The organism is Paenibacillus planticolens, assembly GCF_013141725.1.
GTDB classification, from domain to species: Bacteria; Bacillota; Bacilli; order Paenibacillales; family NBRC-103111; genus Paenibacillus_E; species Paenibacillus_E planticolens.
This window is the reverse complement of sequence record NZ_WHNZ01000039.1, coordinates 193,889-219,441: the sequence shown is the minus strand read 5'-3', so window position 1 is coordinate 219,441 and position 25,553 is coordinate 193,889. Positions and strand designations below refer to the sequence as shown.

General features: G+C 49.9%; 16 protein-coding genes and 1 pseudogene. All 17 read left to right on the top strand.

The window, feature by feature from the left end; genetic code table 11:
• The first annotated feature begins 23 nt into the window (after positions 1–23).
• The 17 genes and pseudogenes from GC097_RS17110 to GC097_RS17030 all read left to right on the top strand — a co-directional run bounded on the left by GC097_RS17110 (position 24) and on the right by GC097_RS17030 (position 25,424).
• Complete coding sequence (locus GC097_RS17110) at positions 24–1,634, top strand: ABC transporter substrate-binding protein (protein WP_171684505.1); 1,611 nt, start codon at positions 24–26, stop codon at positions 1,632–1,634.
• A 101-nt stretch (positions 1,635–1,735) separates the two neighbouring features.
• Entirely contained in the window at positions 1,736–2,740 is a 1,005-nt protein-coding gene (locus tag GC097_RS17105) for an iron-hydroxamate ABC transporter substrate-binding protein (RefSeq protein ID WP_171684504.1), read from the top strand.
• A 10-nt stretch (positions 2,741–2,750) separates the two neighbouring features.
• Positions 2,751–3,758: a FecCD family ABC transporter permease gene (locus GC097_RS17100; protein ID WP_171684503.1), complete on the top strand. Its 1,008-nt coding sequence runs from the start codon at positions 2,751–2,753 to the stop codon at positions 3,756–3,758.
• Positions 3,751–4,765, top strand: a pseudogene (locus tag GC097_RS17095) (FecCD family ABC transporter permease). Before GC097_RS17100 ends, GC097_RS17095 begins: the two are co-directional and overlap by 8 nt.
• Before the next feature lie 99 nt (positions 4,766–4,864).
• Positions 4,865–5,659, top strand: a complete 795-nt coding sequence (locus tag GC097_RS17090) for an alpha/beta hydrolase (protein WP_171684602.1) — start codon at positions 4,865–4,867, stop codon at positions 5,657–5,659.
• A 122-nt stretch (positions 5,660–5,781) separates the two neighbouring features.
• Entirely contained in the window at positions 5,782–7,227 is a 1,446-nt protein-coding gene (locus tag GC097_RS17085) for a DEAD/DEAH box helicase (protein WP_171684502.1), read from the top strand.
• A gap of 169 nt (positions 7,228–7,396) precedes the next feature.
• A complete protein-coding gene (locus GC097_RS17080) occupies positions 7,397–8,341 on the top strand; it encodes a carbohydrate ABC transporter permease (RefSeq protein ID WP_171684501.1) in 945 nt (314 codons plus the stop codon).
• Positions 8,342–8,360: 19 nt separating this feature from the next.
• Positions 8,361–9,188, top strand: a complete 828-nt coding sequence (locus GC097_RS17075; RefSeq protein WP_171684500.1) for a carbohydrate ABC transporter permease — start codon at positions 8,361–8,363, stop codon at positions 9,186–9,188.
• A 124-nt stretch (positions 9,189–9,312) separates the two neighbouring features.
• A complete protein-coding gene (locus GC097_RS17070; protein ID WP_171684499.1) occupies positions 9,313–10,671 on the top strand; it encodes an ABC transporter substrate-binding protein in 1,359 nt (452 codons plus the stop codon).
• Positions 10,672–10,783: 112 nt separating this feature from the next.
• On the top strand, positions 10,784–12,571 hold the full coding sequence (locus tag GC097_RS17065) for a cache domain-containing sensor histidine kinase (protein ID WP_171684498.1): 1,788 nt from the start codon (positions 10,784–10,786) through the stop codon (positions 12,569–12,571).
• A gap of 2 nt (positions 12,572–12,573) precedes the next feature.
• Complete coding sequence (locus GC097_RS17060; RefSeq protein WP_171684497.1) at positions 12,574–14,208, top strand: helix-turn-helix domain-containing protein; 1,635 nt, start codon at positions 12,574–12,576, stop codon at positions 14,206–14,208.
• 439 nt (positions 14,209–14,647) lie between these two features.
• Positions 14,648–18,220, top strand: coding sequence for an OmpL47-type beta-barrel domain-containing protein (locus GC097_RS17055; protein ID WP_171684496.1), 3,573 nt, complete (start codon positions 14,648–14,650; stop codon positions 18,218–18,220).
• A gap of 249 nt (positions 18,221–18,469) precedes the next feature.
• Complete coding sequence (locus tag GC097_RS17050; protein WP_171684495.1) at positions 18,470–20,659, top strand: discoidin domain-containing protein; 2,190 nt, start codon at positions 18,470–18,472, stop codon at positions 20,657–20,659.
• 28 nt (positions 20,660–20,687) lie between these two features.
• Entirely contained in the window at positions 20,688–21,917 is a 1,230-nt protein-coding gene (locus GC097_RS17045) for a family 16 glycosylhydrolase (RefSeq protein ID WP_171684494.1), read from the top strand.
• 262 nt (positions 21,918–22,179) lie between these two features.
• Complete coding sequence (locus tag GC097_RS17040; RefSeq protein WP_312875685.1) at positions 22,180–23,103, top strand: carbohydrate ABC transporter permease; 924 nt, start codon at positions 22,180–22,182, stop codon at positions 23,101–23,103.
• Between the two features lie 16 nt (positions 23,104–23,119).
• A complete protein-coding gene (locus GC097_RS17035; protein WP_171684493.1) occupies positions 23,120–23,953 on the top strand; it encodes a carbohydrate ABC transporter permease in 834 nt (277 codons plus the stop codon).
• Between the two features lie 109 nt (positions 23,954–24,062).
• Complete coding sequence (locus tag GC097_RS17030; RefSeq protein ID WP_171684492.1) at positions 24,063–25,424, top strand: ABC transporter substrate-binding protein; 1,362 nt, start codon at positions 24,063–24,065, stop codon at positions 25,422–25,424.
• Positions 25,425–25,553 lie beyond the last annotated feature (129 nt).

Here is a 25,553-nt window from a genome sequence, read left to right as displayed (position 1 = left end):
AACGAAGGGAGAGGGAGTTAACCTTGCCCAATGAGCTTTGTTTAGAGGAGAAAGCGCTCGCGTCTCTTGACCATATATGGCTGAAATTTCGTTCCGCACAATTACTGCAAGGGGGGAGACTGGCGCAGCAGCTTGTCTCCTCTTATTGTTTGCTTGTTTTTAAGCAGGGGGAGGGCACAATTACGCTTGATCTTCAGAGCTACCGTGTACTGCCTGATGCTGTGTATGTGGCAGCGCCAGGGCAAACGCTGGGATACGACTATGCCGCTGAAGAGAAACCGGAGATATACATGATAGAATTTGATATCCGTTGGGATACGAACGACATTCTCCGGTTCCCTTTGTCGGGTGAAATTGCTGTGCATATCGAGAATAATACGCTTGGCGTTCTTTGCGAACAGCTGTGTGTTTGCCATCGAGGCCAAAGTGCTATGGAGCGATTCCGGGGACAGTCTGTTTTTCAGGAGCTGTTTTTCTGGATGATGAACCATATCCGTCATTTGCCTAAAGCGGATTCCCGTTCGGCGATGGATCGCACCAAAACGTATATCGAAAGCCATTTCCAAGAGAGTCTGACCATTGAACAGCTGGCGCGGATGGCTGAAATTAGCCCTAAATACTATGTGAGTTTATTTAAAAAAACGTATGGCAAAACAGCGATCGACTATTTAACCGAAGTCAGGGTGAATATGGCGAAGCAGTTTATGCTCCAATCCGATGCCCGCTTGAAAGATATCGCGTACCAGGTGGGGTATAATGATGAGTTTTATTTTAGCCGCATGTTTAAAAAAGAGGTCGGCGTATCTCCGACTGTCTATTTGAAGAACCGCCGCCAGAAGGTCGTAGCTTATTCGGCCACGATTCTCGGGCAGCTCCTCGCGCTAAAAATCATGCCCTATGCTGCGCCGCTTCATCCTAAGTGGACTTCCTACTACTATCAAAATTATCGGGCCGATATTCCGCTTCATCTGAGCGGTTACCGGTTTAATGAGGATTGGGAAACGAATGTTGGAGCGCTCGAAGGGAGCCAAGCGGATTGTATTATTGCCACTGACCAACTGAATCCGTTGGAGAAAGAACGGCTTGAGCGGATCGCACCGGTCCATGTGATTCCACTTCATCAAAGCGACTGGCGGGAGCAGCTTCAATCGATAGCCCAGATCGTAGGGGCTGCGGATGAAGCGGATGTGTGGCTGGATCGTTATGATCGCAAAGTCGCTCTTGTGCGGGAGCGTTTGCGGGAAGAGCTGGGCAATCAGAACGTGCTGATCGTTAGTATGTTTAAGAACAGATTTCGTATTCTGCCGACACAGGGAATGAAAGATATGTTCCGGGATTTGCAGCTGACGGCACCTTCGGGCATCGAGCGGCATCTGAATATCCGCGGCGGCTTGAGCTTAGAGGCACTCGCCCTCATTGAGGCGGATTATTTGCTGCTGAATATTCAACAGGAAACTGAAACCCTTCATTATTGGGATCAAATAAAGAATTCCCCGTTATGGCAGGATTTGAAGGCTGTCCGGAAGAACCGGCTCCACATCATCTCTTCGGATCCCTGGCGGGAATACTCCGCTTATGCCAGTGAACGCAGGCTTCACGACATTGAGGAGCGTTTATGTGGAAATCGTTCATGATAACTTCCGACTATTGTCCATGTTCCAAAAGGAGGTCTTCCCCTATAATTTGGTGAGAATGATTATCAATTGTATCGGATTAGAGAGGGGATCAACATCGTATGAAAAAAATGGCTACACTTGGCCTTTCGGCGTTAGTTCTGCTGGGATTGACAGCATGTGGAGGGAAAGCGGAGACTGTTCCTGCAGCGGCGGGCACAGCAGCTCCCGAGAAGGCAAGCCCCACGGCCGCGGCAGCGGCGCCTGCCTCATCGGGCCCGAAAGTGATCCAATATGGCGGCAAAGAATATACCGTACCGGCCAAATCCGAGAAAATCGTCATTACGGGCGCATTGGAATCCATGGAGGATGCTTTGCTGCTGGATGTAAAGCCGGTGGGAGCAATAACCGTGGGCGGGAAATTCCCGTCTTTGTTTGCCTCGATTACGGATAAAGCAGAAGGCGTTGGTGAGAAAACCCAGCCTAATCTGGAAACGATCCTCAAGCTGAAGCCTGATGTCATCTTGATGAGCACCAAATTCCCGGCGGAGACGATTGAGAAAATGGCCAAAATCGGGCCAACGATCCCGGTTTCCCATATTTCAACGGATTGGGAGAATAACCTAAAGCTTCTGGGCGAGCTTACGGGCAAACAGGATCAAGCCAACCAGGTCCTTCAAAAATATAAGTCAGATGCGCAAGCGCTGAAAGAGAAAATAGGTCCCGTTCTGAAGGATAAAAAAGTGCTGGCTCTGCGCGTTCGTTCCGGCAGCTTGTTCATTTATCCGGAGGATGTGTTTTTCAATCCATCGATCTATGCGGAGCTTGGCGCAGCGGTTCCTGCGGAAGTGAAGCAAGCGAAAGCGCAGCAAAATATTTCGCTGGAGAAGCTTTCCGAAATGAATCCTGACTACTTGTTCGTGCAATTCTCCGAAGAAGAGAATAAAGATACGCCTAAAGTGTTCGAGGAGCTGAAAAATAACCCGATTTTCAAAAGCATTAATGCCGTTAAGAATGGTCAGTTGTATACGAATCTTGTAGATCCTCTGACGCAGGGCGGGACGGCTTACAGCAAAATTAAATTCCTTGAAGCTCTCGGCAGCAGCAAATTAGTTCAAGCAAAGTGAGTGTTCAGCGATGAAATTGAGAGGTTACGCACCGGCGCTGATCCTGGCGGCAGCACCGATTGCGGTGCTAGGCACCATTGTACTATCCATCTTGTATGGCGCTAAGAACATAGATGCAAGCCGTGTCATGGAAGCATTGCTGCACTTTGATGCAGATAATGTGGACCATCAGATCATTATGCACTCCAGGCTGCCAAGGGTGATAGGGGCGCTGCTCGTCGGCGCTTTCCTCGCCGTATCGGGAGCTCTCATGCAGGGGATGACCAGAAATTATCTGGCATCCCCTTCCATTATGGGGATATCGGACGGATCGGCATTCGCGGTGACGATTTGTATGGTCGCAGCGCCTTATGCCTCCACGATGGCGATGATTGCTTCCTCCTTCGCGGGCTCGGCGCTCAGCATCGTCATGGTGTTTGGCCTGGCTTCGTTGTTGCCCGGAGGGCTGTCCCCGGTACGTTTGGCAATATTGGGGACGTTGATCGGGACGTTCTTGAGCAGCGTATCAGCGGCAATCGCGATGTATTTTCAAGTGTCGCAAAATATTAGCTTCTGGTACAACGCGCGATTGCATCAGCTTGATCCGAAGCTGATCATGCTGGCCGTACCTTTTGCCATAGTCGGATTAGCTCTGGCTGTTTGGATGTCAAAATCGGTCACGATCCTGTCGTTAGGCGAGGAAATCGCCCTTTCGCTCGGACAGAGAACGACGCAAGTGAAGATTTTAGTTACGCTTAGCGTGATTCTGTTAACGGGAATTTCGGTCGCTATTGCGGGGAAGATTGGCTTCGTCGGTCTGCTTGTTCCCCATATTACACGATTTTTGGTCGGCATCGATTACAAATGGATTGTTCCATGCTCGGCGGTCATTGGGGGAGTCTTCCTGGCGCTCTGTGACGTGCTCAGCAGGTTCCTGAACTACCCCTTCGAGATGCCGATCGGCGTTGTGACCGCCATAATTGGCGTTCCCTTCTTCCTATACCTGATCCGTACACGGGGAGGGGAGTCCAATCGCTAGAAGTTCTAACACGCGTTTCGCCATGCAAATGGTTGTGGGTCTATGCCTTATTCTGTTGACGGCATACGTATCCTTAACGAACGGCGCGTTCGACATTACGCTGCGTGACATTGTTCGCACGCTGCTGCGTATAGATCCGCAGCACGATTATGATCTCGTTATCCTGGAGTTTCGGCTGCCTCGAATCGTCATTGCGATTCTGGTGGGGATGGGGCTTGGCATGGCAGGTACCGTCGTTCAAAGCTTGACCCGCAATCAATTGGCCGATCCGGGAATCTTGGGCATTAATTCGGGAGCGGGACTGGCCATTGTCGCCTTTCTGGTATTTTTCCAAGGCAAGGTTAAGGGAACTGGGTGGGGGCCTATTTTGGCCATGCCCCTTGTGGGTTTATTCGGTGGGCTGGGAGCGGCGCTTCTCATCTATTCTTTTTCGAAGATCAATGGGAGGCTGGAATCTCAGCGGATGCTGCTGACAGGCATTGCGGTAGCCTCAGGTCTTTCGGCTGCGACGGTATTCATTACGCTTAAGATGAATGCCAAAGATTTTGAGATGGCAGCCGTATGGGTATCGGGAAGCATTTATAATGCGAACTGGAAGTATATCGTCTCGATGCTGCCATGGTTATTGCTGCTTAGCCCTATTCTGATACTGCGCTCCTCGATTATGGATGTGTTTCAGCTGAAGGAGGACAGTGTTCTGGGGTTAGGCGTAGCTGTCGATTCTCCTGCTCAGCAGCATCGGCATCGTCAGCGCCTGTGTTTCCGTGTCGGGCGGCATCGGCTTTATCGGTCTGATGGCTCCGCATATTGCGCGCCGTCTAGTCGGTCTGGCGCACCGGCGACTGCTGCCGGCAAGCGCTGTGGTAGGTGCGCTGCTCGTTATGGTCTCCGACTTCATTGCAAAGACGGTGTTTACGCCTGTTGAGATGCCGGTCGGCGTCGTCATCGCCATTATTGGCGTGCCGTATTTCGTGTGGCTGCTGTATAGGAATAAACATCGGCGATGATCAAATAAAGGGAAAAGAGGTAGCCAAATGCCCCGTATCGATTCAATCTCTTCATATATAGACGCCGGTTCCGACGAGGGGGCACGACAGCCTTTTTCAATGCGGAACACGGAACAATATCTCCTGCACAGTGAGGTTTGCAAGCGGACTTATCAAATCTATGCAGCGGCACCTGCACAGGAGCCGCCGCCGCAGGGTTTTCCGGTCATCTATCTGCTCGATGCCAACGCTATGTTCGCTACGATGGTGGAAGCGATGCGCGTGCAAGCGCGCAGGCCGGAAAAGACAGGCGTTCACCCGGCTGTCATCGTGGGCATCGGCTATCCGACCGATGAGCCGTTTGACCCTTCGCGGTCTTATGATTTCACGATGCCGACGCCTAAAGAAGTGCTTGAAGCTTTGCCGGTTAGAAACGAGAATCACGTATGGCCGGAGGTAGGTGGAGCGGATGCCTTCAGAGATTTCATTGAGCATGAGCTAAAGCCGGACATCGAGCGTCATTATGCGATTGATTCAAGCCGTCAGGCGATTTTCGGGCATTCGTTAGGCGGCCTCTTCGTGCTTCAAACTTTGTTTACAAGGCCTCAGGCTTTTCAAACGTATGTGGCCGGAAGCCCCTCCATACATTGGAATAAAGCCTTGCTGCGGGAGCAGGAGGAGCAGTTTCGCTCCTATTTGGAGCACGCCGATACGAAGCATAACCTGCTGATCGCGGTTGGAGAGCTTGAGGGCGCACACCCGAGCAACATGGTTGCGAATGCTCAAGAGCTTTATGAGCGATTGGCCCAGATGTCCCGGAACAAGCTGGATGCGGGTTTTCACGAATTTGCGGGGGAAGGGCATGTTTCCGTGCTTCCCGCGCTTGTAAGCCGCGCGTTACGTTGGATAAGATAAAGAGTAGGTCTTTATGTAAAAAACCATCCGTTTTGGCGTTCGCAGCCGCTACAGATGGTTTTTTTGTCAGGTTTATGAGATAGTTGGAGGAAAGAATGTGGTGTGAGAAGGGGAGTTATTTAGTGGCATTAAGAAGTTTTACAGATTATCAATTGAGCGGGGATATTCTCCGGGCGCTGGAGAGTTTAGGCTATGAGCAACCGACCGATGTCCAGCATGAAGTGATTCCGATCGCGCTTCAGGAGAAAGATCTCACGGTGAAGTCGCGCACGGGAAGCGGGAAGACGGCGGCGTTCGGCATCCCGATTTGCGAGCTGGCCGAGTGGGAAGAGAATCGGCCGCAAGCGCTGATCCTGACACCGACAAGAGAGCTCGCGGATCAAGTGAAGCAGGATATGACGAACATCGGGCGGTTCAAGCGGATTAAAGCGGTGGCGCTGTACGGCAAGCAGCCTTTTGCCAGACAGAAGCTGGAGCTGCATCAGAAGTGCCATGTGGTCGTGGGCACACCGGGGCGGGTGCTGGATCATATTCAGAAGGGGACGCTGGATCTGGAGAAGGTGAAGATGCTCGTCATCGATGAAGCGGATGAGATGCTGCGGATGGGCTTCATTGAGCAGGTGGGAGCGATTATCGATGAGGTCCCGACGGACCGTATGACGATGTTATTTTCAGCGACACTTCCGCAAGATGTGGAGCAGTTGTGTCACCGGTATATGCATAACCCGATCGATATTGAAATTCACACGCCGGAAGAAGCCAAAGTGCAAATTGAGCACTCGCTGATCACGGTCAAGGAAGCAGAGAAATTTAATGTGCTTAAGGATGTCTTTGTGACCGAGAATCCTGATAATTGCATCATTTTTTGCAGGACGCAAGAACATGTGGATCACTTATACCGGGAGTTGGATTTCTTGGAGTATCCATGCGATAAAATTCACGGCGGCATGGTGCAGGACGATCGTTTCCTAGTCATGAACGCGTTCAAGAGAGGCGAGTTCCGTTTCTTGGTCGCGACGGATGTTGCGGCGCGGGGCATCGATGTGGAGGATATTACTCACGTCATTAACTATGATCTTCCGATGGAGAAGGAAAGCTATGTCCACCGGATCGGAAGAACCGGCCGGGCAGGCAAGACCGGCAAAGCCATTACTTTCGTCACGCCGAATGAGATGAGGTATCTGGGGGAAATTGAATACTACCTTGGCTTTGAAATTCCGCGCAAAGAGGCTCCAACGGAAGAGGAAGTCGCTCACGGCCAGCCAGCTTTTGACCGGAAAATGCAGGCGACGCCAGTGATCAAGCGGGACAGAAGCGACCAGTTGAACAAGGGCATCATGAAGCTCTATTTTAACGGCGGGAAAAAGAAGAAGATTCGGGCGGTCGACTTTGTCGGGACGCTGGCCAAAATTGAAGGCGTGACGGCCGCGGATATCGGGATCATAACGATTCAGGACAACGTTTCGTATGTCGATATTCTGAACGGCAAAGGCCCTATGGTGCTCAAAATCATGAAAAATACCACGATCAAAGGGAAGCTGCTGAAAGTGCATGAAGCAAATAAGTAAGGGGAGAATATCCGGTAGGCCGTTACGGCTTAGCGGATTTTTGCCGTTTGGCGGAATGGAAGTCTCCCCGCAGGTTAAAATTTTACTCAAACGAGTAAATTATTTGACTTACCCGATTTGCCCTCGCAGGGTAGACTATAGAAAATACAACATATGGGGTGAATAATAGATGGCCAACAATACACATACACATTCGAGCACCCTTTCAGCCACCAAAGTGAAACGGAAAAGTTCGGCGCAGCAAATACGTGAGGACCTGACCGGCTATGCGTTCGTGGCTCCGATGGTACTCGGACTATTTGTCTTTACGTTATTTCCAATTATAGCTTCCTTCTTCCTCAGCTTCACCGACTGGAACTTTGTTGCCGGTTTTTCCAAGGTGAAATTTCTCGGCTTAGATAACTTTATTAAGCTCTTTAAAGATACAGTCTTCCTATCCTCCCTTAAGAACAACATGATTTTAATGATTGTCGTTCCTTTAACCTTAATTTTCTCGCTTGTTTTGGCGGTCCTTATCGATAAAAAGATTTATTTGAAAGACTTTTTTAAGGTTGTTTACTTCATTCCTTACATTTCCAACGTTGTTGCCGTAGCTATTGTGTTTCAAGTATTATTTCATCCGACGTACGGGCCGATTAACCAAATTCTGATGAACATGGGCTTCGCCAATCCGCCAAAATGGCTGGCTGATCCGGATGTTGCTTTATACTGCGTAATGGGACTTATGATTTGGATCTCTATCGGTTATAACATGATTATTTTCATGGCCGGCTTGCAGTCGATTCCGAAAGATCTCTACGAGGCCGCGGACATTGACGGAGCATCGAAGTTTAAACAGTTCATGAGCATCACGGTGCCGCTCTTGTCGCCAACGACATTCTTCCTGCTTGTAACGGGGATTATCGGTACATTTAAAGTGTTTGACGTTATTTCTGTCCTCACCGGGGGCGGTCCGGCGAACTCCACGAGCGTGGTCGTTTACCGCTTATATGAAACAGCCTTCATCAACCTGCAATCCGGCTACGCTTCCGCTATGGCGATTGTACTTGTGGTGCTTGTGCTTCTGATTACACTGGTGCAATGGATCGGACAACGTAAATGGGTGAACTACTAAAGAGAAGGAGGAATTCCCGATGGACAAGTATCAAAATTTCAAAAAAATTCTCCTTACATTACTAATGCTTGCAGTTGGCTTACTATTTATGTCGCCGTTCCTCTGGATGATATCCGCTTCGATGAAGCCGGAAGCCGACGTGTTCGTCTATCCGATTCAGTGGATACCGCAGCATTGGAATATAATTGAAAACTATAAAGCGGTTTGGGAAACGAAATTCTCCCTGTATTACTGGAACTCCATTAAGGTTACGGTGTTAACGACGGCGTTATCGGTCCTGCTTTCATCGATGGCGGCTTACGCCTTCTCGAAAATCAAATTCCGCGGACGTAACGGACTATTCGTACTCATTTTGGCCATCTACATGATTCCCAGCCAAGCGATTCTCGTTCCGCAGTTCCTGCTGTTCCGTTGGATCGGCTTGTTTGACAGCCACTTGGGTTTGATTATGTTAGGCTCCTTCAGCGTTCTGGGAACATTCATGCTTCGTCAGTTTTATCTTGGTATTCATGATGAGTACATGGAGTCGGCGCGGATCGACGGTGCAGGCCATTTGAGGATTTTCTGGTCCATTTGTACGCCGCTTGTGCGTCCGGCCATTGCTACGTATGCGATTCTGCGTTTTATCTGGACATGGAACGATTACCAGAATCCATTGATTTTCTTAAGAACCAAAGATTTGTTCACACTTCCGCTTGGTATCCGGTCTTTTGCCGATTTGAACGGCGAGTTCTACTCTCTGATCATGGCTGCATCCGTATCGGCGATCGTACCGCTCTTGATTATTTTCATCATTGGTCAAAAGCAAGTTATCGAAGGTATTTCGATGGGCGGCGTTAAGGGCTAAGCAGGAAAAGTCAAAATATGAGTGCATGAGGTTAAAATAGTGCCTCGTGTGCTCATCGTAAGTTTGATACGATCGGTCATGTAAAGGTTTTCAAACAAAACAATGCTTACTTGGAGGGGTTCCTATGAAAAAGAGTTTATTAGTATTAAGCGGTGTACTAGCCATCAGTACTGCACTTGCAGGCTGCGGCAGCAATAAAAGCGAAACACCGGCATCACCGGCAGCAACGAATAGCGGCAGCGCTGCAGGCGGAACGAAAGCTCCGGTTACAATTAAAGTTCAAGCTTGGTATACGGAAGCGCAAGGGAACTGGAATGCAACGGTTGAGGCTTATAACAAAACCCACCCGAATGTAAAAGTCGTCTATGAAAGCATGTCCGAGAAAGGCGATTCCCAAGAAGGGATGAAAAAGCTTGACCTTCTGGCAGCTTCCGGCGAGCAAATGGACGTTGTGATGTACTCCAGCGCATCCGATTTCGCTCAACGCGTTGGCGCAGGAATCTTGGAACCGCTTGATGATTACCTTAAAAAAGATAACATTGTCGTTAAAGACGAATATAAACTTGATCCGGTAGTCAATGGTAAATACTATGCCCTGCCTGGTAAAATGATTGAATGGTTCGTCCTGTTGAACAAAGACAAATTAGATGAAGCGAAGCTTCCGGTTCCAACAGAATGGACATGGGATCAGTATGCGGAATATGCGAAAAAGCTGACAAAAGGCGAAGGCGCCGCCAAGCAATACGGTTCCTATTTCCACAACTGGAAAGACTACGCGCTTCTGGCTTTGAACAATGATATGGAAAACCCATACTTGGTGAAATCCGACGGCACGCAAAACATTGACAATCCAAAAGTTCGTTACTCCCTTGATTTGAGAAACAAATTGGAGAACGTAGATAAAACATCCGTTCCTTACTTTGAAGTCGTATCGCAAAAAATGGCTTACCGTGATGTGTTCTACGGCGGTAAAACAGCGATGTTGGCAACAGGCAACTGGATGGTCGGAGAGCTGGCGCAAAACGCGAAGTTCAAAACCGTATTCGCTCCGTATCCGAAGTATGATGCTAAAGATCAAAACGGTTTGACAGAAGTAGGCGCTGACTTCATGGGCGTAGCTGCAAACTCCAAAAACAAGCAAGCGGCTTATGACTTCGTAAAATGGTACACAACGGAAGGTATTCAAACGCAAGGTCTGTTCTTCTCCGGTTGGAAAAAAGCCGATGTTGAGAAAAACGTTGACGCGATTCTAAAAAGCGGCAAACCGGAACAAGTTGCTATGATCGACAAAGCTTCCTTGCTTGCAACCTTGAAAGTTAACAAAGCAACGAAATTGGTTGTTCCTCCAACGTACGCGCTGCAACAAGAGAAAGAATACTTAACACAAGTTGAGCTGTTCTTGACAGGCAAGCAGGATTTGGAGAAAACTATTTCAACGGCTAAAGCGAAGATCGAAGATATTCGTAAAAGCAACGCGAAATAAGTAGTAACGAAAGTAACGAATCTAGCATCGTTATTGGTATAATGAAAAGAGGAGGCCTTAGGCTCCTCTTTTTCCCATTTTCAAAGGTGCGTCTGAAAGGCAGGAGAGCGCAGTGCCGGGATGGCTTCGCAGGTTATCATTACGCAATAAATTGGTGCTGACGATTCTGGTATGTCTCGTTCTGCCATCGCTTGTTTCCATGAATGTGTCCAGCTTGTTTACACGGGATGCGGTCAGATCGCAGGTCACGGACTCGTCACGCGAATCGATGCGGATCGTAAGTCAAATCGTTGATACCCAAATGAAAAATATGATTTATGTCATGAATTTCATTCAATTCGACGAGGAGCTGCAGCCGTCCATCCGGGAATTAGGCAGAGCGAATGAGGGAACAGATAAGGGAGATGTTTTGCAATACAAACAGACGATTGCCAAAAGAATGTCGACGGTGATCGATTCCTTCGGCAATCTGAATGTGACGGTGCTGCTGCCCAATCATGAATACGTTGCATCCTATACGACTTTCTCTTTTAATCCGACTGATTTTCTGAAAAAAGACTGGTTTAGCGCTGTGGAGCAAGTGTCCGGCTATAATGTCAAGTGGATTGGGGCGGAGCCCAACTACAGTAAATCGACCAACCAGCCGTACCTGCTGTCAGCAGCCAAGCCGCTGCGCAAGAACGATACGACGTATGGTTATGTCATTGTCGGACTAGAGCCGAAAAGCCTTCAAGATCTGTTTAGTCAATATCATAATAATGAATCTATGGTCATCATCGATGAGCAGGGGCGTATTTTGGTAGATAAAGACTCTACTACAATCGGAACGATTTTTCCTTATTATGATCAGCTTCCGAAGGAGGACGGCTCCTCTTTTGTGAAAGTTGAAGGGGAAGATTATATTCTGCTAAGCAGCCATGTGACCTCGGAGTGGCAGCTTGTCAACATGAGCCCTTATAAAACAGCCGCACAGAAAATCGAATCGTTCCGGAAAACGGATTTTCTCATTCAGCTATTTTTCTTGATCTTATTTGCCGTTATTCTGCTCTATATGGTGCGTACGCTCACAAAACCGATCGCGCGGCTTGTCCAAACGGTCGTCCGGATCGAATCCGGTCAGCTTGGCGAACGCTCCAACATTAGCGGTGTGGATGAAGTAGGACGGCTTGGCTATGTGTTCGACCGTATGATTGACCGTATTGAGCTGATGCTGGAAGAAAACCGCCGCGAGCAGGAGCTCAAGCGCATGGCCGAGCTTGCGATGCTGCAGGCGCAGATTAATCCGCATTTTTTGTTTAACGTGCTGAATTCCATCCGCTTGAAAATTATGATGAAGGGCGACTCGGAGAACGCGGAGCTGATCTCTTCCCTGTCTTCGCTCTTGCGGATGACCATCAATCGCAACAATGAATATATTCCGCTGCACGAGGAGATTGAAATTAACGAGCATTATGTTCGACTCCTGAACTCCAGGCACGGAGACCGGGTCAACCTCCGCATTACTGCGGCCTCAGACACGCTTTTGATAGAGGTCCCGCGGTTATTGTTGCAACCGCTTATCGAGAATGCTTATATCCACGGGTTAAAAAGCAAACCAGGCGAAATTACGATTGCCTCCAGGATCTGCGAGGACGGACGGCTCCAACTGGAGGTAAGGGACTCGGGTGTCGGCATGACCGAGGAACGTTTGGAGGATCTTCGCAAACATCTTGTGAACGTGCCGGCGCAGCATCGCCATGCTTCACGAAGTCCGTCCTTGTCGGGCATCGGTTTGAACAATGTATTAGAACGCCTTCGGATCATCTACAGTCATCGTTTCGATTATGAAATCGCAAGCGGGCCGGATCAGGGGACGATCATCGTGCTGCGCTTTCCGCAGCAGGTAGGAAAGGAGGGCTAGGCATGTATACAGTCATAATTGTCGATGATGATTTACCAGTACTTGAATTTTTAAGTTCAGCGATTAAATGGGGAGAACTGGGCTTCCGCTTGGCGGGAGCATTCGAAAATCCGCTGGAAGCCCTGGAGGCTGGACGGCGGGCGAAGACCGATGTGCTGATCAGCGATATCGGCATGCCGGAAATGAACGGGCTGGATCTGATCCGCTCTCTCCGCGATGGCGATCCTCACGTGAAGGCGGTCATCCTGTCTTGTCACGATGATTTTCACTATGCCCAGAAAGCCATGAAGCTTTCGGTAAGCGAATATATTCTGAAAGAAACGATGAATATCAGCAACATCTCCGAGGTGCTCGGCAGATTAAAGGAGCAGCTTGACGCCGAGAATCACGTGCTCTCCAAAAGCCGCAAGCTTGAGAAGGAGGCCGCGCAGCACCGAAGCTCGTCCAAGCGCCATTTTATCCGGAGTACCATCAATGAGCCGTTGTTCGATTCGGAGGAGTGGAGCCAGCAAGCGGAAGGCTTCGGCCTTCGCCTGGGACAGCACGGCGTGCTGCCGGTATTCGGTTATGTCAATCGGGTGAAGGAGGCGAATCAGCGTTTCCAGACGAAGGATTTATTTGAGTATACGATTCAAAATATTATTGAAGAGCTGCTTGTCGACCAGAAGGAGACGACACTGTTCACGTATGATACGGGCGAGGTTATTTTGCTGTTCCCGCAATACGGCAGCATGCATGTGAACAACAGCCAGAAGGTTGAGCAGACGCTGCGTCATCTGCAAAGCTGCTTGCAGCAGTTTGCGAAGGTGTCATTTTCGTTCATAACGGGAAGCCCTGCCAAGGATGTGCGTGCTTTGAAGGATCAGCTGATTCGGATGGTGGAAGCGAGAAGCTTGCGTTTTTACCTGCCGGAGAGCACCGTCGTGAAGTTGGAGCATGTCCGGGAAGGTTTCGGAGACGGAGGGCTGCTGCTTGCGGAATATGCTCAGACGCTGGAGGAGTTCCGAAGTGTCGTGTTCGATGAGCGGTCGGATTTGATCGATATGTACGTCTCGAAGTGGATTGATTTCATCCAATATCACCGGTTCCGTCCGATGGAAGTGAAGGAATGGCTGCTGAAGATGATACTCGACGTTCGCATGCGGCTGAAATCGCTGCAGCATTACCAGTCGACGTTCTCTTCCGAGCTTTTGCATCATGATGTGCATGAGCTGTCGTCTGTGAGAGAGCTGGAGCTGTGGCTGAAGGATTATTTGCAGCAGGCGATTCAATGGGCGGGGAAGGTGTACCGCGAATCGCACAACCGGGAGATTTTGGAGTGCCAGCGCTTCGTCTATAATCATTTGCATATGAAAATATCGCTCGAAGATGCAGCGGCGCATTTGCACCTCCATCCGAGCTATTTAAGCCGGCTTTTCAAGAAGGAAACCGGTGAGAATTTCGTTGAGTATGTGACGAGGATGAAGATGGAGAAGGCGAAGGAGTTATTGGAAATCACGGATAAAACCGTGGAACAAATCGCCGATATGCTGGGCTACGAGAATAAAAATTATTTCGGGAAGCTGTTCAAGGCGCACACGGGGACTGTGCCGAATGTTTTTCGCGGGCAGAATAAGGGAAATCAGCCGTCGTCATAAGGCGACTTGGCGTATATATGGGGCTGTCTTGGAAGGTTTGAAAAACCTGAGAGACAGCCCTGATTTTTTATAGCATGGGGCTATTGGGAACTACAGGGCGTTATTTGAGCATATGGGGTGTTTTGGGGGTCCTGGCGGAACTGCAGGGTCCTATTTGCCATTGGCAGCCTGATTTCGACTTAAATCGGCAAAATAGGGGATCAGAGTTCCCTTTGATTAGCCGAGTGGCTGCTTTTTAGACAAATAGAGGACCATAGTTCCCAATAATACCGCCCGCCTTGGCAGTCTTGACTCTTGATTTGTACGAAAGAAGATAATCTTGTCGGCTTGAACAAATTTCCTAATGTTTACAAAATAATTGCACCATCCATTTTTGAACCATGGTAAAATAAGGGAGTTACTAGGCTTGTCTCATTAGAAGCTAAAAGGAGGAATTGTAATGGGTAAGAGAGCGGGATGGAAGGCAAAAGCGTTAAAAGCGGCGCTGGCATTGACAGTAGCGCTACCTCTTCAAGTGCTGGCTATTGGCAGCTGGCAGACGGTAATGGCGGAAGGGCCAAGTGATCCGGCTCCTTTCATCGAGGCCAAAGTTGTAAACGAAAATGCAGGGAAGAAGGTGCTGTTCGACAACACGCATGAACAGACTGCCGGTGCGGCGGATTGGGTGATCGACGGCGCTTTTTCCGATTTTGCGAATGCTTTAGCGAATAACGGCTACTACGTCAAAGAACTGCGTAAAACAACCCCCATCACACTCAGCGATTTAAGCGGCTATGATGTTTTCGTCGTGGCTGAGTCCAATGTTCCTTACAAGACTAGCGAGCAAGCGGCTCTTGCGCAGTATGTGCAGGGTGGCGGCAGTATTTTCTTCATTGCAGATCATTACAATGCGGACCGCAACAAGAACCGTTGGGACGGTTCGGAAGTGTTCAACGGCTATCGCCGTGGTGCATGGACGGATCCAGCGAAAGGCATGAGCGCCGAAGAAAGATCCTCCTCGGCCATGCAGGATGTAGCCAGCTCGGACTGGTTGGCGACCCAATTCGGCTTGCGTTTCCGCTATAACGCTTTAGGCGATATTAATGCGAATCACATCGTACCGCCTCAGCAGTCGTTCGGCATTACTTCCGGCGTTTCGAGCGTCGCGATGCACGCAGGATCCACACTGGCGATCATCGATCCGACTAAGGCCAAAGGGATTGTGTACTTGCCTCAAACGAACGAAGCTTGGGCGAGTGCGGTGGATCAAGGTGTATACAACGGAGGCGGCGTGGCCGAAGGCCCGTATGTTGCCATTGCGAAATCAGGCGCAGGGAAGGCCGGGTTCATCGGCGATTCCTCGCCGGTCGAGGATGCGACGCCGAAGTATTTGCGCGAGGACACGGGCGCGAAGAAGACGACGTATGACGGTTTTAAAGAAGTGGACGACGGCGTCCTGCTTGTTAATATGGTGAACTGGCTAGCGAAAAAAGAAAGCTACACGAGCCTGACTGAAGTTAGCGGCTTGCAGTTGGATCAGCCGACGGCGCTGCTGCCTTTCGAAGAGCCTGCTGCCTCGACAGAGCCGCAGCCAGAGCCTTGGGCCGCCCCAAATGCGGGCTACAAATGGTATGACCGCAGCACCTTCAAGCCAGGCTCCTATGGCGGTCCAGCGGCAACGGCGAGCGCTGCTTACAGCTTTGTGCATCAAGCGACGCTGCCGAATGCGGTGGAATTCCCGTTGCGGGTTGTGGTGGATAATTTGCCTCCGTCCACAACCGTTTCCGGGTTCAATGCAGGCATTTATTTGGTTACCGGCGGCACGCAAATTGCGATGGTTCAGAATGCGGACGGTACATGGCCGACGGCATACGGGTATAGTGCACAGTTCAGTGTGACCTCGGATATTAAAGGTCATGCATCGAAGGATTTGATGGTTCGCATTAAGCCGGGAACAACGGCTGCGGCGAATTTGCGCCTGCGTCAAGCTTCTACGAATTTGATAACAGAGGCTGTTACACTGGGCAACGTGCCTGCGGAGCCTTTACCGGAGGAGCAAAACCCAATCCCTGCGAAGATTGCGATCTCCGATGCTCGGAGTAAAGCAGCAGGCACCTTGGTGACCGTTGAAGGGGTTGTGACGACAGAACCGGGCGCTTTTGGCGGTCAGGCCTTCTACCTGCAGGATGCAACCGGCGGAATCTATGTGTTCCAAAGTTTGAGCGGTTTTCATCTCGGGGATAAAGTGAAGATTACGGCATCTACAGCTGTATTCAATACGGAGCTGGAATTAACGGATCCGGTTGCTATTGAAAAAACAGGCGTAGCAGCACTGCCAGCGCCAACAGCTGCGGCAGCGGTCACGAACGATAATCAAGGGCAATTGGTCGAGCTTACGGATGTTACGGTGAAAAATGTGATAAGCGCTACACCGGCGGGTTCATTTGAATTCGATGCCATAAAGGGCTCGGTAAGCAATCATATCCGTGTTGATGCGAGAACTGGTTTAACCCAGAGTTCGTTCCCTTATCAAGAGGGACAAACGGTGAGTATCAAAGGAATCGCATCCATTTTTAAAAGCGTATACCAGTTGAAGCCTAGAGGTCTTAGCGATTTTACCGTAGCTGCGGATACGATTCCGCCTGTGACGACAGCCGCCTTGTCAGGTGTTCCGAATGGCGCGGGCTGGTTCAAAGAAGATGTGACGGTCACTTTGACAGCGTTAGATGATCGTGCGGGTGCGGTGACGACGCAGTACAGCATGAACGGCGGGGCACCGGTTCGTTATGAGGCGCCCGTAGTGATTCAAACAGAGGGTGCGAATACGCTGGCGTATTCTTCCACCGATGCGGCTGGGAATGCGGAAGCTGTAAAAACCTTGCAGGTAAAGCTGGATAAAACCGCACCGACAGCTGTATTAACGCAGTCGGGTCATGCGGTTGGGGATGTAACGGATGCGGATACGTTAACATTCGCGTTGGCGAGTACAGATGCTGTTTCAGGCGTAGCCGAGCAGTCGTTGACACTCGATGGCGCAGCGATCAGCAGCGGCCAAACGATTGCGGCAGGCAGCTTAGCGTTGGGCGCCCACACGGTGGGGTACCGTGTTGTCGACGCTGCGGGCAACGTTGCACAAGCGTCTGTGCCGTTCAATGTGAGCGCGCGGGTGAAGCTCAGCCAAGCGTCGCTAGCGGTTGATGCGACTTCACTGAAACCGGGCGAAACGACGGCTGCCCGTGTAACGGGTGTGTTGAGCAGCGGAGCGCCCGCTGACTTGAGCGGTGCTGCTGTTGTGTACAGCACAAGCAACGGGGCTGTGGCGACTATAGATGCGCAGGGCAAAGTCAGTGCGGTGGCGGAAGGTTCGGCACAGCTGACAGCTGCGGTTACACTAAATGGAACAACGGTGCAAACGAATGCGGTTAAGATTACCGTTGTGAAGCCGTTGTCCGCAGGAGCGCCAGGTATGCCTGTGCTGTCGGATAACAGCGGTCATGCGACCGGCTTGAAAGACGGCAATTTTACAGTGACGATGAACATGTGGTGGGGCAATAACGGCTCGGTGTTCAAGTTGTACGAGAATGGCGTGCTCATTCATACGCAAGCACTGACTGATGCATCGCCGGCCGCTCAAATGGCCAAAGTGGACGTGAAAGGCAAACCGAATGGCACTTATACGTATACGAGTGAACTGATTAATTCTTTTGGTACGACAACAAGCACTCCGCTGGTTGTGAAGATCACCGATGCAGCTCCAGGCAAACCGGTGCTTTCCCAAGACAATTGGGATGGCGACGGCAATTACCAGGTGACGATGAACATGTGGTGGGGCACTAATGCGACAGAGTACCGTTTATACGAAAATGGCGTATTGATCGAAACGAAAGCGTTAAGCGCAGCTTCGCCTGGTGCACAAAGCGCGGTGAGCGCGATCGCCGGCCGGGCTGTAGGCGTTTACGAGTACCGCTGCGAGTTGGTTAATGCGGGCGGCGTTACGTCTAGCGACAAGGTGACGGTGAAGGTGACGAAGTAAGAGCAGCACTGAGTAAGTTCAATGGTGAGACAAAGACAGAGCCTCCAACGGGTGTTGGGGGCTTTGTTTATTTATCGCTATAAATGCCAGTAAATAAATGGTAAAAAATTTTTAAGAACAGTCATTTTAGTATCTTAGAAAATCATTGATTTTTGATTACAATACCAAATAAGGGGAGGTGAAAGCGTTTTACTTTTTGCGGAAATCAAGAGCGTGCATGTCAAATTGTTCAATTCAGGAGGAGGTATCATGATTAAAAAAGTGCTTGCGGCTGTTTCCGTTGTAAGTTTGGCAATGAGCTTATTGCCCGCGTTATCCGGAATTTCCAAAGCGGCATCGATCAGCGACGCAAACACCACGATCTTCGGGCCGAACGTCTACGTATTCGACCCGACGATGCCGGCTGCCGACATCGAGAGCGTTGCCGGAACCATTTTCACCAAGCAGGAAACGAATCAGTTCGGTACTCAGCGATATGCGATGCTTTTTAAGCCCGGAACGTATAATGTCAATATCCGTGAGGGTTTCTATACTCATGTTGCGGGACTGGGACAGAATCCCGATGACGTGAGCATCACCGGAGGACTTAACGTGGATGCCAAGTGGGCCAACGGCAATGCGACGCAGAACTTTTGGAGATCCATTGAAAATCTGACGGTGGCGCCATCGAGCGGCAAGATGCGGTGGGCTGTTTCGCAGGCTGCGCCTATGCGGCGTGTTCACGTCAAGGGAAGTCTGGAGTTGTTCGACTTTGATGCCAACTATAATGCCGGCTGGGCTAGCGGCGGCTACTTGGCGGATTCCATGGTAGACAATAAAGTCACACCTGCTTCGCAGCAGCAGTGGTTCAATCGAAACAATCAGTACGCGTCCTGGGGAGGCTCCGTCTGGAACACGGTTATGGTAGGGGACGCTTCGCCGCCTGCGGCCACTTTCCCAGATCCGCCTTACACAATTGTTGCCAATACCCCCGTCGTGCGCGAAAAACCGTATTTATACGTCAACAGCTCCGGGCAATATAACATTTTCGTCCCGGCGCTGCAAACGAATACCAAAGACGTCAGCTGGGCCAGCGGCTCGACATCGGGCTCTTCTCTCTCTATCGATCAGTTCTATATTGCCCGGCCGGAAACGGCCACGGCCGCGAGCATTAACGCTGCACTGAATCAAGGCAAGCATTTGCTGTTTACACCAGGCATCTTTCACTTGAATGATACGATTCGTATCACGAATGCGAACACGGTCGTTCTGGGCATCGGCATGCCGACACTCGTGCCGGATAACGGGAAAATTGCCATGTCGGTGGCTGATGTCGACGGTGTGAAAATTTCGGGCATTCTGTACGATGCCGGCCCTTCCATGTCGTCCTCCCTGCTGGAAGTCGGACCGACGGGCAGCTCGTTAAGCCATAGCTCGAATCCGACGATTTTGCAGGATTTGTTCTTCCGGGTTGGCGGCGCAGGCGCAGGTTTGGCAGATACTGACTTGAAAATCAATAGCAGCAATGTGATCGGCGATCACTTCTGGATCTGGCGCGCCGATCATGGCACCGGCAGCGGTTGGGGAGTGAACGACTCCAATTACGGGCTGGTTGTGAACGGAAATAATGTGACGATCTACGGCTTATTCAACGAACATCACAATAAGTATCAGACGCTTTGGAACGGCAACGGTGGCCGCACTTATTTCTATCAATCGGAAATTCCGTACGATGTACCGAGCCAATCGGCCTGGATGAGCAGAAACGGAACGGAGAACGGTTATCCTTCCTACAAAGTCGCGGATACCGTCACTACGCATGAAGCCTGGGGGCTTGGCGTTTATTCTTTCTTTAGAGATGCGGCGGTCAAACTGAATAGCAGCATCGAGGTGCCAGACGTGACAGGAGTCAAGGTACACCACATGACGACCATTTGGCTTTCGGGAACGGCGGGCAGCGAGATTACGCATGTCATTAACAACATTGGCGGCCGTGTCTATGCAAATTCGCCAAGCACAGCGATGAGGCAGACGTTGGCTGAATTCCAGGGCGTCGGTACAGGCGCCACCACGGTGCTCGATCGTACGGGCTGGACGGCAACGACTTCTCCAGTGAACAGTACGCCTAGCAATATGCTGGACGGCAATATGTCAACCCGCTGGACGTCCGGGACGGACATGGTGCCAGGGCAATACCTTGTCGTAGACATGAAGACGTCGAAAACGTTCAGCGGGCTTACGATTGACTGCACCGGCAACAGCAAGGACTATGCGCGCGGGTACCAGGTGTTCGTCTCCAGCGACGGTACCAATTGGGGCAGCGAGGTGGCCAGCGGCACGGGCACGGCTCCGCTGATTACGATCAATTTTGCGCAGAAAACCGCGCGATACATTAAGGTGGTGCAGACCGCTGCGGCAACGAACTGGTGGTCTGTCAGAGAGTTCAATGTGTACAATTGACGAATGAAGAAAGCGATGGTGATAACGGTTGAATAAACGTGGATCTTTTATGCTTCTGCTGTTTCTGACGATAGCGCTGCTGCCCGTCCATTCCGCATACTCGGCTCCTAGCGACAACTGGCAACTTGTGTGGTCGGATGAGTTTAACGGAACGATCGGCTCGGCACCGGATTCCGCCAAATGGAGTCTTATCGATCAAGGGGGCGGGTTTGGCAACAGCGAGCTTCAGTACTATACAAGCCGAAGAGACAATTCATATCTGGAGAACGGCTCGCTGGTTATTGCCGCCAAGAAAGAAAACTATAGCGGCCAATCCTATACGTCGGCAAAACTTATTTCCAAAAACAAAGGCGATTGGAAGTACGGACGTTTCGAGATTCGCGCCAAGCTTCCTCAGGGCAGAGGCATGTGGCCGGCCATTTGGATGCTGTCGACAGATGGCGTTTACGGCGGTTGGCCGAAGAGCGGCGAGATTGATATTATGGAAAATCGCGGTGATGTGACGGATAAAGTTTCCGGTACCATTCACTACGGCAACGATTGGCCGAACGACTCCTCATCAGGGGCCAGCTACTTCTTGCCAAGCGGGCAATCCTTCGCCGATTCGTACCACACGTTTGCGGTCGAATGGGAAGAAAGTGCCATTCGCTGGTACGTTGATGATGTGCTCTTTTCCACAAAAACAGGATGGTTCACGCCTTCCGCTGCGTATCCGGCGCCGTTTGACCAGAAGTTCTATCTCATCCTGAATTTGGCGATTGGCGGTCCAAACACACCGTTTACCGGAAAAACGAGCCCTGACGATACGGCATTGCCGCAGAAGATGTATGTGGATTACGTGCGTGCGTATACGAAAGCAGCAAGCGGTTCTGCACTTGATCGCACGGGCTGGACGGCGACAACCTCCCCAGTCAACAGCACGCCGGCCAATATGCTTGACGGCAACGCATCCACCCGTTGGACGACCGGGACGGATATGGTCCCCGGCCAATATTTCATCGTCGATATGAAAGCGGCCAAAACTTTCAATAAATTGACCATAGACTGCACAGGCAACAGTAAGGATTATGCGCGCGGGTATCAAGTATTTGTGTCCAGCGACGGCACCAATTGGGGCAGCGAGGTTGCCAGCGGAACCGGTACGGATCCGTTGATTACGATCAGTCTCGCACCCAAAACGGCGCGTTTCATTAAGGTCGTGCAGACCGGTACAGCGACGAACTGGTGGTCCGTAAGGGAGTTCAACGTCTACAATTAGTACGTCATGCCTCACAATGAATAACGGGAAAAATGGCGCAGCTTTTTGGAGCGATTCAAAAGCTGCGCTTTTTACGCTGCGTGAGGATCGAACTTTATTGTGATGCGAGTGAAGTTGTAATCAGAGAGGCATAGTAGTCAAATATTTTTGAGAATGGTCAAATCTATAACTTTTTTTTTACGGCGTAAAACAGTTTAATAAAACTATCGTTAGAACATAAGCAAGGACAGCCATTTTAACAAGAACACTGAGGTGAGACATCGTGCTGAAAACTGAAACAAAACCGGCCTTCTCTCTTCGAAAGATAAAAGGCGAAAAAAAGGAGAATCTGGCGGGCTACATCCTTGTGGGGCCGATGCTGATAGGATTGATCATTTTTACCATTATTCCTACGTTGCTGTCTCTGATTCTCAGTTTCACCGATTGGAGCTTTATTGCGGGATTGGACAAAATGAAATTTATCGGATTTAAAAATTATTTCCTGCTGTTGGATGACCAGGTGTTTTTGAAATCGTTCCGCAACAATCTGGTGCTTTTACTTGTCGTGCCGATACAGCTTATTCTCGCGTTGATTCTGGCGGTGCTCATAGATAAGTATGTGTACATGAAAAGTTTGTTTAAAGTTATTTTCTTCATGCCCTACATCTCCAGCATTGTAGCTGTGGCGATTGTTTTTCAACTGCTGTTCCATCCTTCGTACGGACCGATCAACCAAGCGCTAAAAGCGCTCGGGGTTGCTGATCCTCCCAAATGGCTGGCCGACATGAACTACGCGCTCCCGTCGGTTATGTTTATTCTCGTGTGGATCGGCATCGGCTTCTGCATGATTGTTTATATGGCTGCGCTGCAGGCGATTCCGAGGGATCTGTATGAATCGGCGGATATGGACGGGGCGGGGCTCTGGACAAGGTTCTTGCGAATCACGATGCCGCTAGTCTCGCCGACAACTTTCTTCCTGTTAGTTACAGGACTGATCAGCTCCTTTAAGTCTTTCGATATTATTAAAGTGCTGACGGGCGGAGGCCCTTCTTACTCGACTTCGGTCATTACGTATTACTTGTATACGACGGCGTTCGAAAATTTGAAGACGGGCTATGCGTCGTCCATGGCATGGGTTTTGTTCGGCTGCGTCCTGCTTATTACAATTATCCAGCTCTTTGGACAGAAAAAATGGGTCAATTACTAGGTGTGGAGGCAGGTCAATGGAAACAACAGGGAAACTTGGGAGAGCCGTCGTTACGATTCTCCTGCTGATCATGGGAGTAGCATTCCTGCTTCCTTTTATATGGATGATATCCGCTTCGATGAAGCCGGAGATCGATGTGTTTAAATACCCGATCGAATGGATTCCGAAGCACTGGCAAGCTTACCAAAATTACCATGAGGTTTGGTCTGGCGAGCATCCGTTTATGCGGTACTACTGGAATTCGATTAAAGTCAGTGTGCTGACGACACTGATTTCAATTATCGTGTCCAGCATGGCCGCCTATGCTTTCTCTCATGTTGACTTCGAGGGGAAGCAGGTCTGGTTTGCGGTCGTTCTGATGACGTTTATGATTCCGAGTTCATCCATTATTATTCCGCAGTTCATGATCTTTAAATGGCTGAATTTGTTCGACACGCATCTAGGGCTTGTTCTGATCGGCTCCTTCAGCGCACTGGGGACGTTTATGCTCCGACAGTTTTTTCTTGGTATTCACAAAGAATATTTGGATGCGGGGCGAATCGACGGTGCAGGTCAATTTGTTATTTTCACCCGAATTGCATTGCCGCTTGTCCAACCCGCCATTGCCACTTACGGGATTCTGCGTTTTATCTGGACCTGGAACGACTATCAGAATCCATTGATTTTTCTCAGAAGCGATGTCCTGGCAACGGTTCAAATCGGCATTCAAAAGTTTTCTTCCGAGAGCGGGGCTTATTACTCGCTCATCATGGCAGGTACGGTTTCAGCCATCATTCCGCTGCTCATTATCTTCGTTATTGGGCAAAAACAGGTGATTGCGGGCATAGCGCTGGGAGGCGTTAAAGGGTAAAAAAAAGAAGCGAAGTAGTAAAGATACAAACTTTGAAAACGAATTCATAACTGATAAGGTTATGAAGTAGAGAACATAAAGGTTGTTCACCTAAGGGAGGTATATAATCATGAAAAGAAAATGGTTGTCTGTATCCGCGTCTTCCCTCGTTATCGCAAGTCTGCTCGCGGGCTGCGGCGGAGAAGCCGGTTCCAAGACCGAACCAACCAAAGCACCCGATCCCGTCGCGTCCGCTGCGGCCAGTCCCGCCAAACCGGTAACGATTAAATTCCTGAACTGGGAGAAAGCCTCGGTCTACCAGCCGGCGATTGATGCTTTTGAGAAGAAGTACCCGAACATTAAAGTTCAATATTCTCCGTTAGTGGAAAATGACTCAAATGAAACGCAGAAAAAGATCGATATTATGTATGCATCCGGAGAAGATTTTGACGTATTTTCGCTGAATTCAACCCCGGATTTCAGTAAACGGGCCACCAGCGGCATGCTGGAGCCGCTTGATGATTATTTGACCAAAGAAAATGTAAAATACAGCGATGAATACAAAGCCGAACAAATGAAAGTGAACGGAAAACGGTACTCATTGCCGGGTAAATTCGGGCCGTGGTTCATCCTGCTGAACAAGGCGCAGCTCGATGCAGTGGGACTTGCCGTTCCGAAGAGCTGGACGTGGGATGAATTCCGGGATTATGCCAAGAAGCTTACGAAGGGGGAGGGACCGAACAAGCAGTATGGCGCGTTCATGCACACATGGAAAGACTATTTCTTGCTCAAAAAGTACAGCTCACCGAAAAATCAAGGCATTATGAGCGATGATGGAACGGCGCTTGATGCCGATAATCCTTTGATGAAAGCTTCGCTTGAGCTGCGTTACGCTATGGAGCGAACGGACGGCAGTGTCAGACCTTACCAAGATGTTGTCACGCAGAAAATTCCTTATCGCGACGAATATTTCCAAGGCAAAGCCAGCATGCTGCCGACCGGACCATGGATGATCGCAGAAGCGGGAGGCACCGATAAAATTCCTGCTACGTTCGTATCCGCATTCGCTCCTTGGCCGACTAACAACAAAGGAGACGAGAACTACTCGTTCGGCGGAGCGGATTCTCTGGTCATCTCGTCCAAGTCGAAGCATAAACAGGAGGCTTATCAATTCATCCGTTTCCTTTCTACGGAAGGAATGGGGCTGACAAAGCAATTGTCGGCATGGAAAAAAGCGAATCTTAACAATGAGCTGGATCAGATCATTGCCGCAACGAAGACCCCGGACAAGATTGATAAGGCGTCCTTGATTAATACGCTGACCGTATCGAAGCTTCCCGATCCTCCGATCGCCGTTTCCTATTTCTCGGACATTGAAAAAGCCTACATCTCTGAAGCCGAGAAATATTTGCTCGGTGCGGCAGACATCGACACGACCATGAAAAATATTAAAACGAATCTGCAAAAAATAATCGATGCGAACAAGAAATAAAATCGATGTGGAAGAAAGAGGATGCCTGTCACGGCATCCCTTTTGTCGTGAAGTGTATCTGGATTCGTACGGATATGATACACTCCAGATAGAAAGGCCTATGTTCACAAATGGAAGGGAGAGATCTGG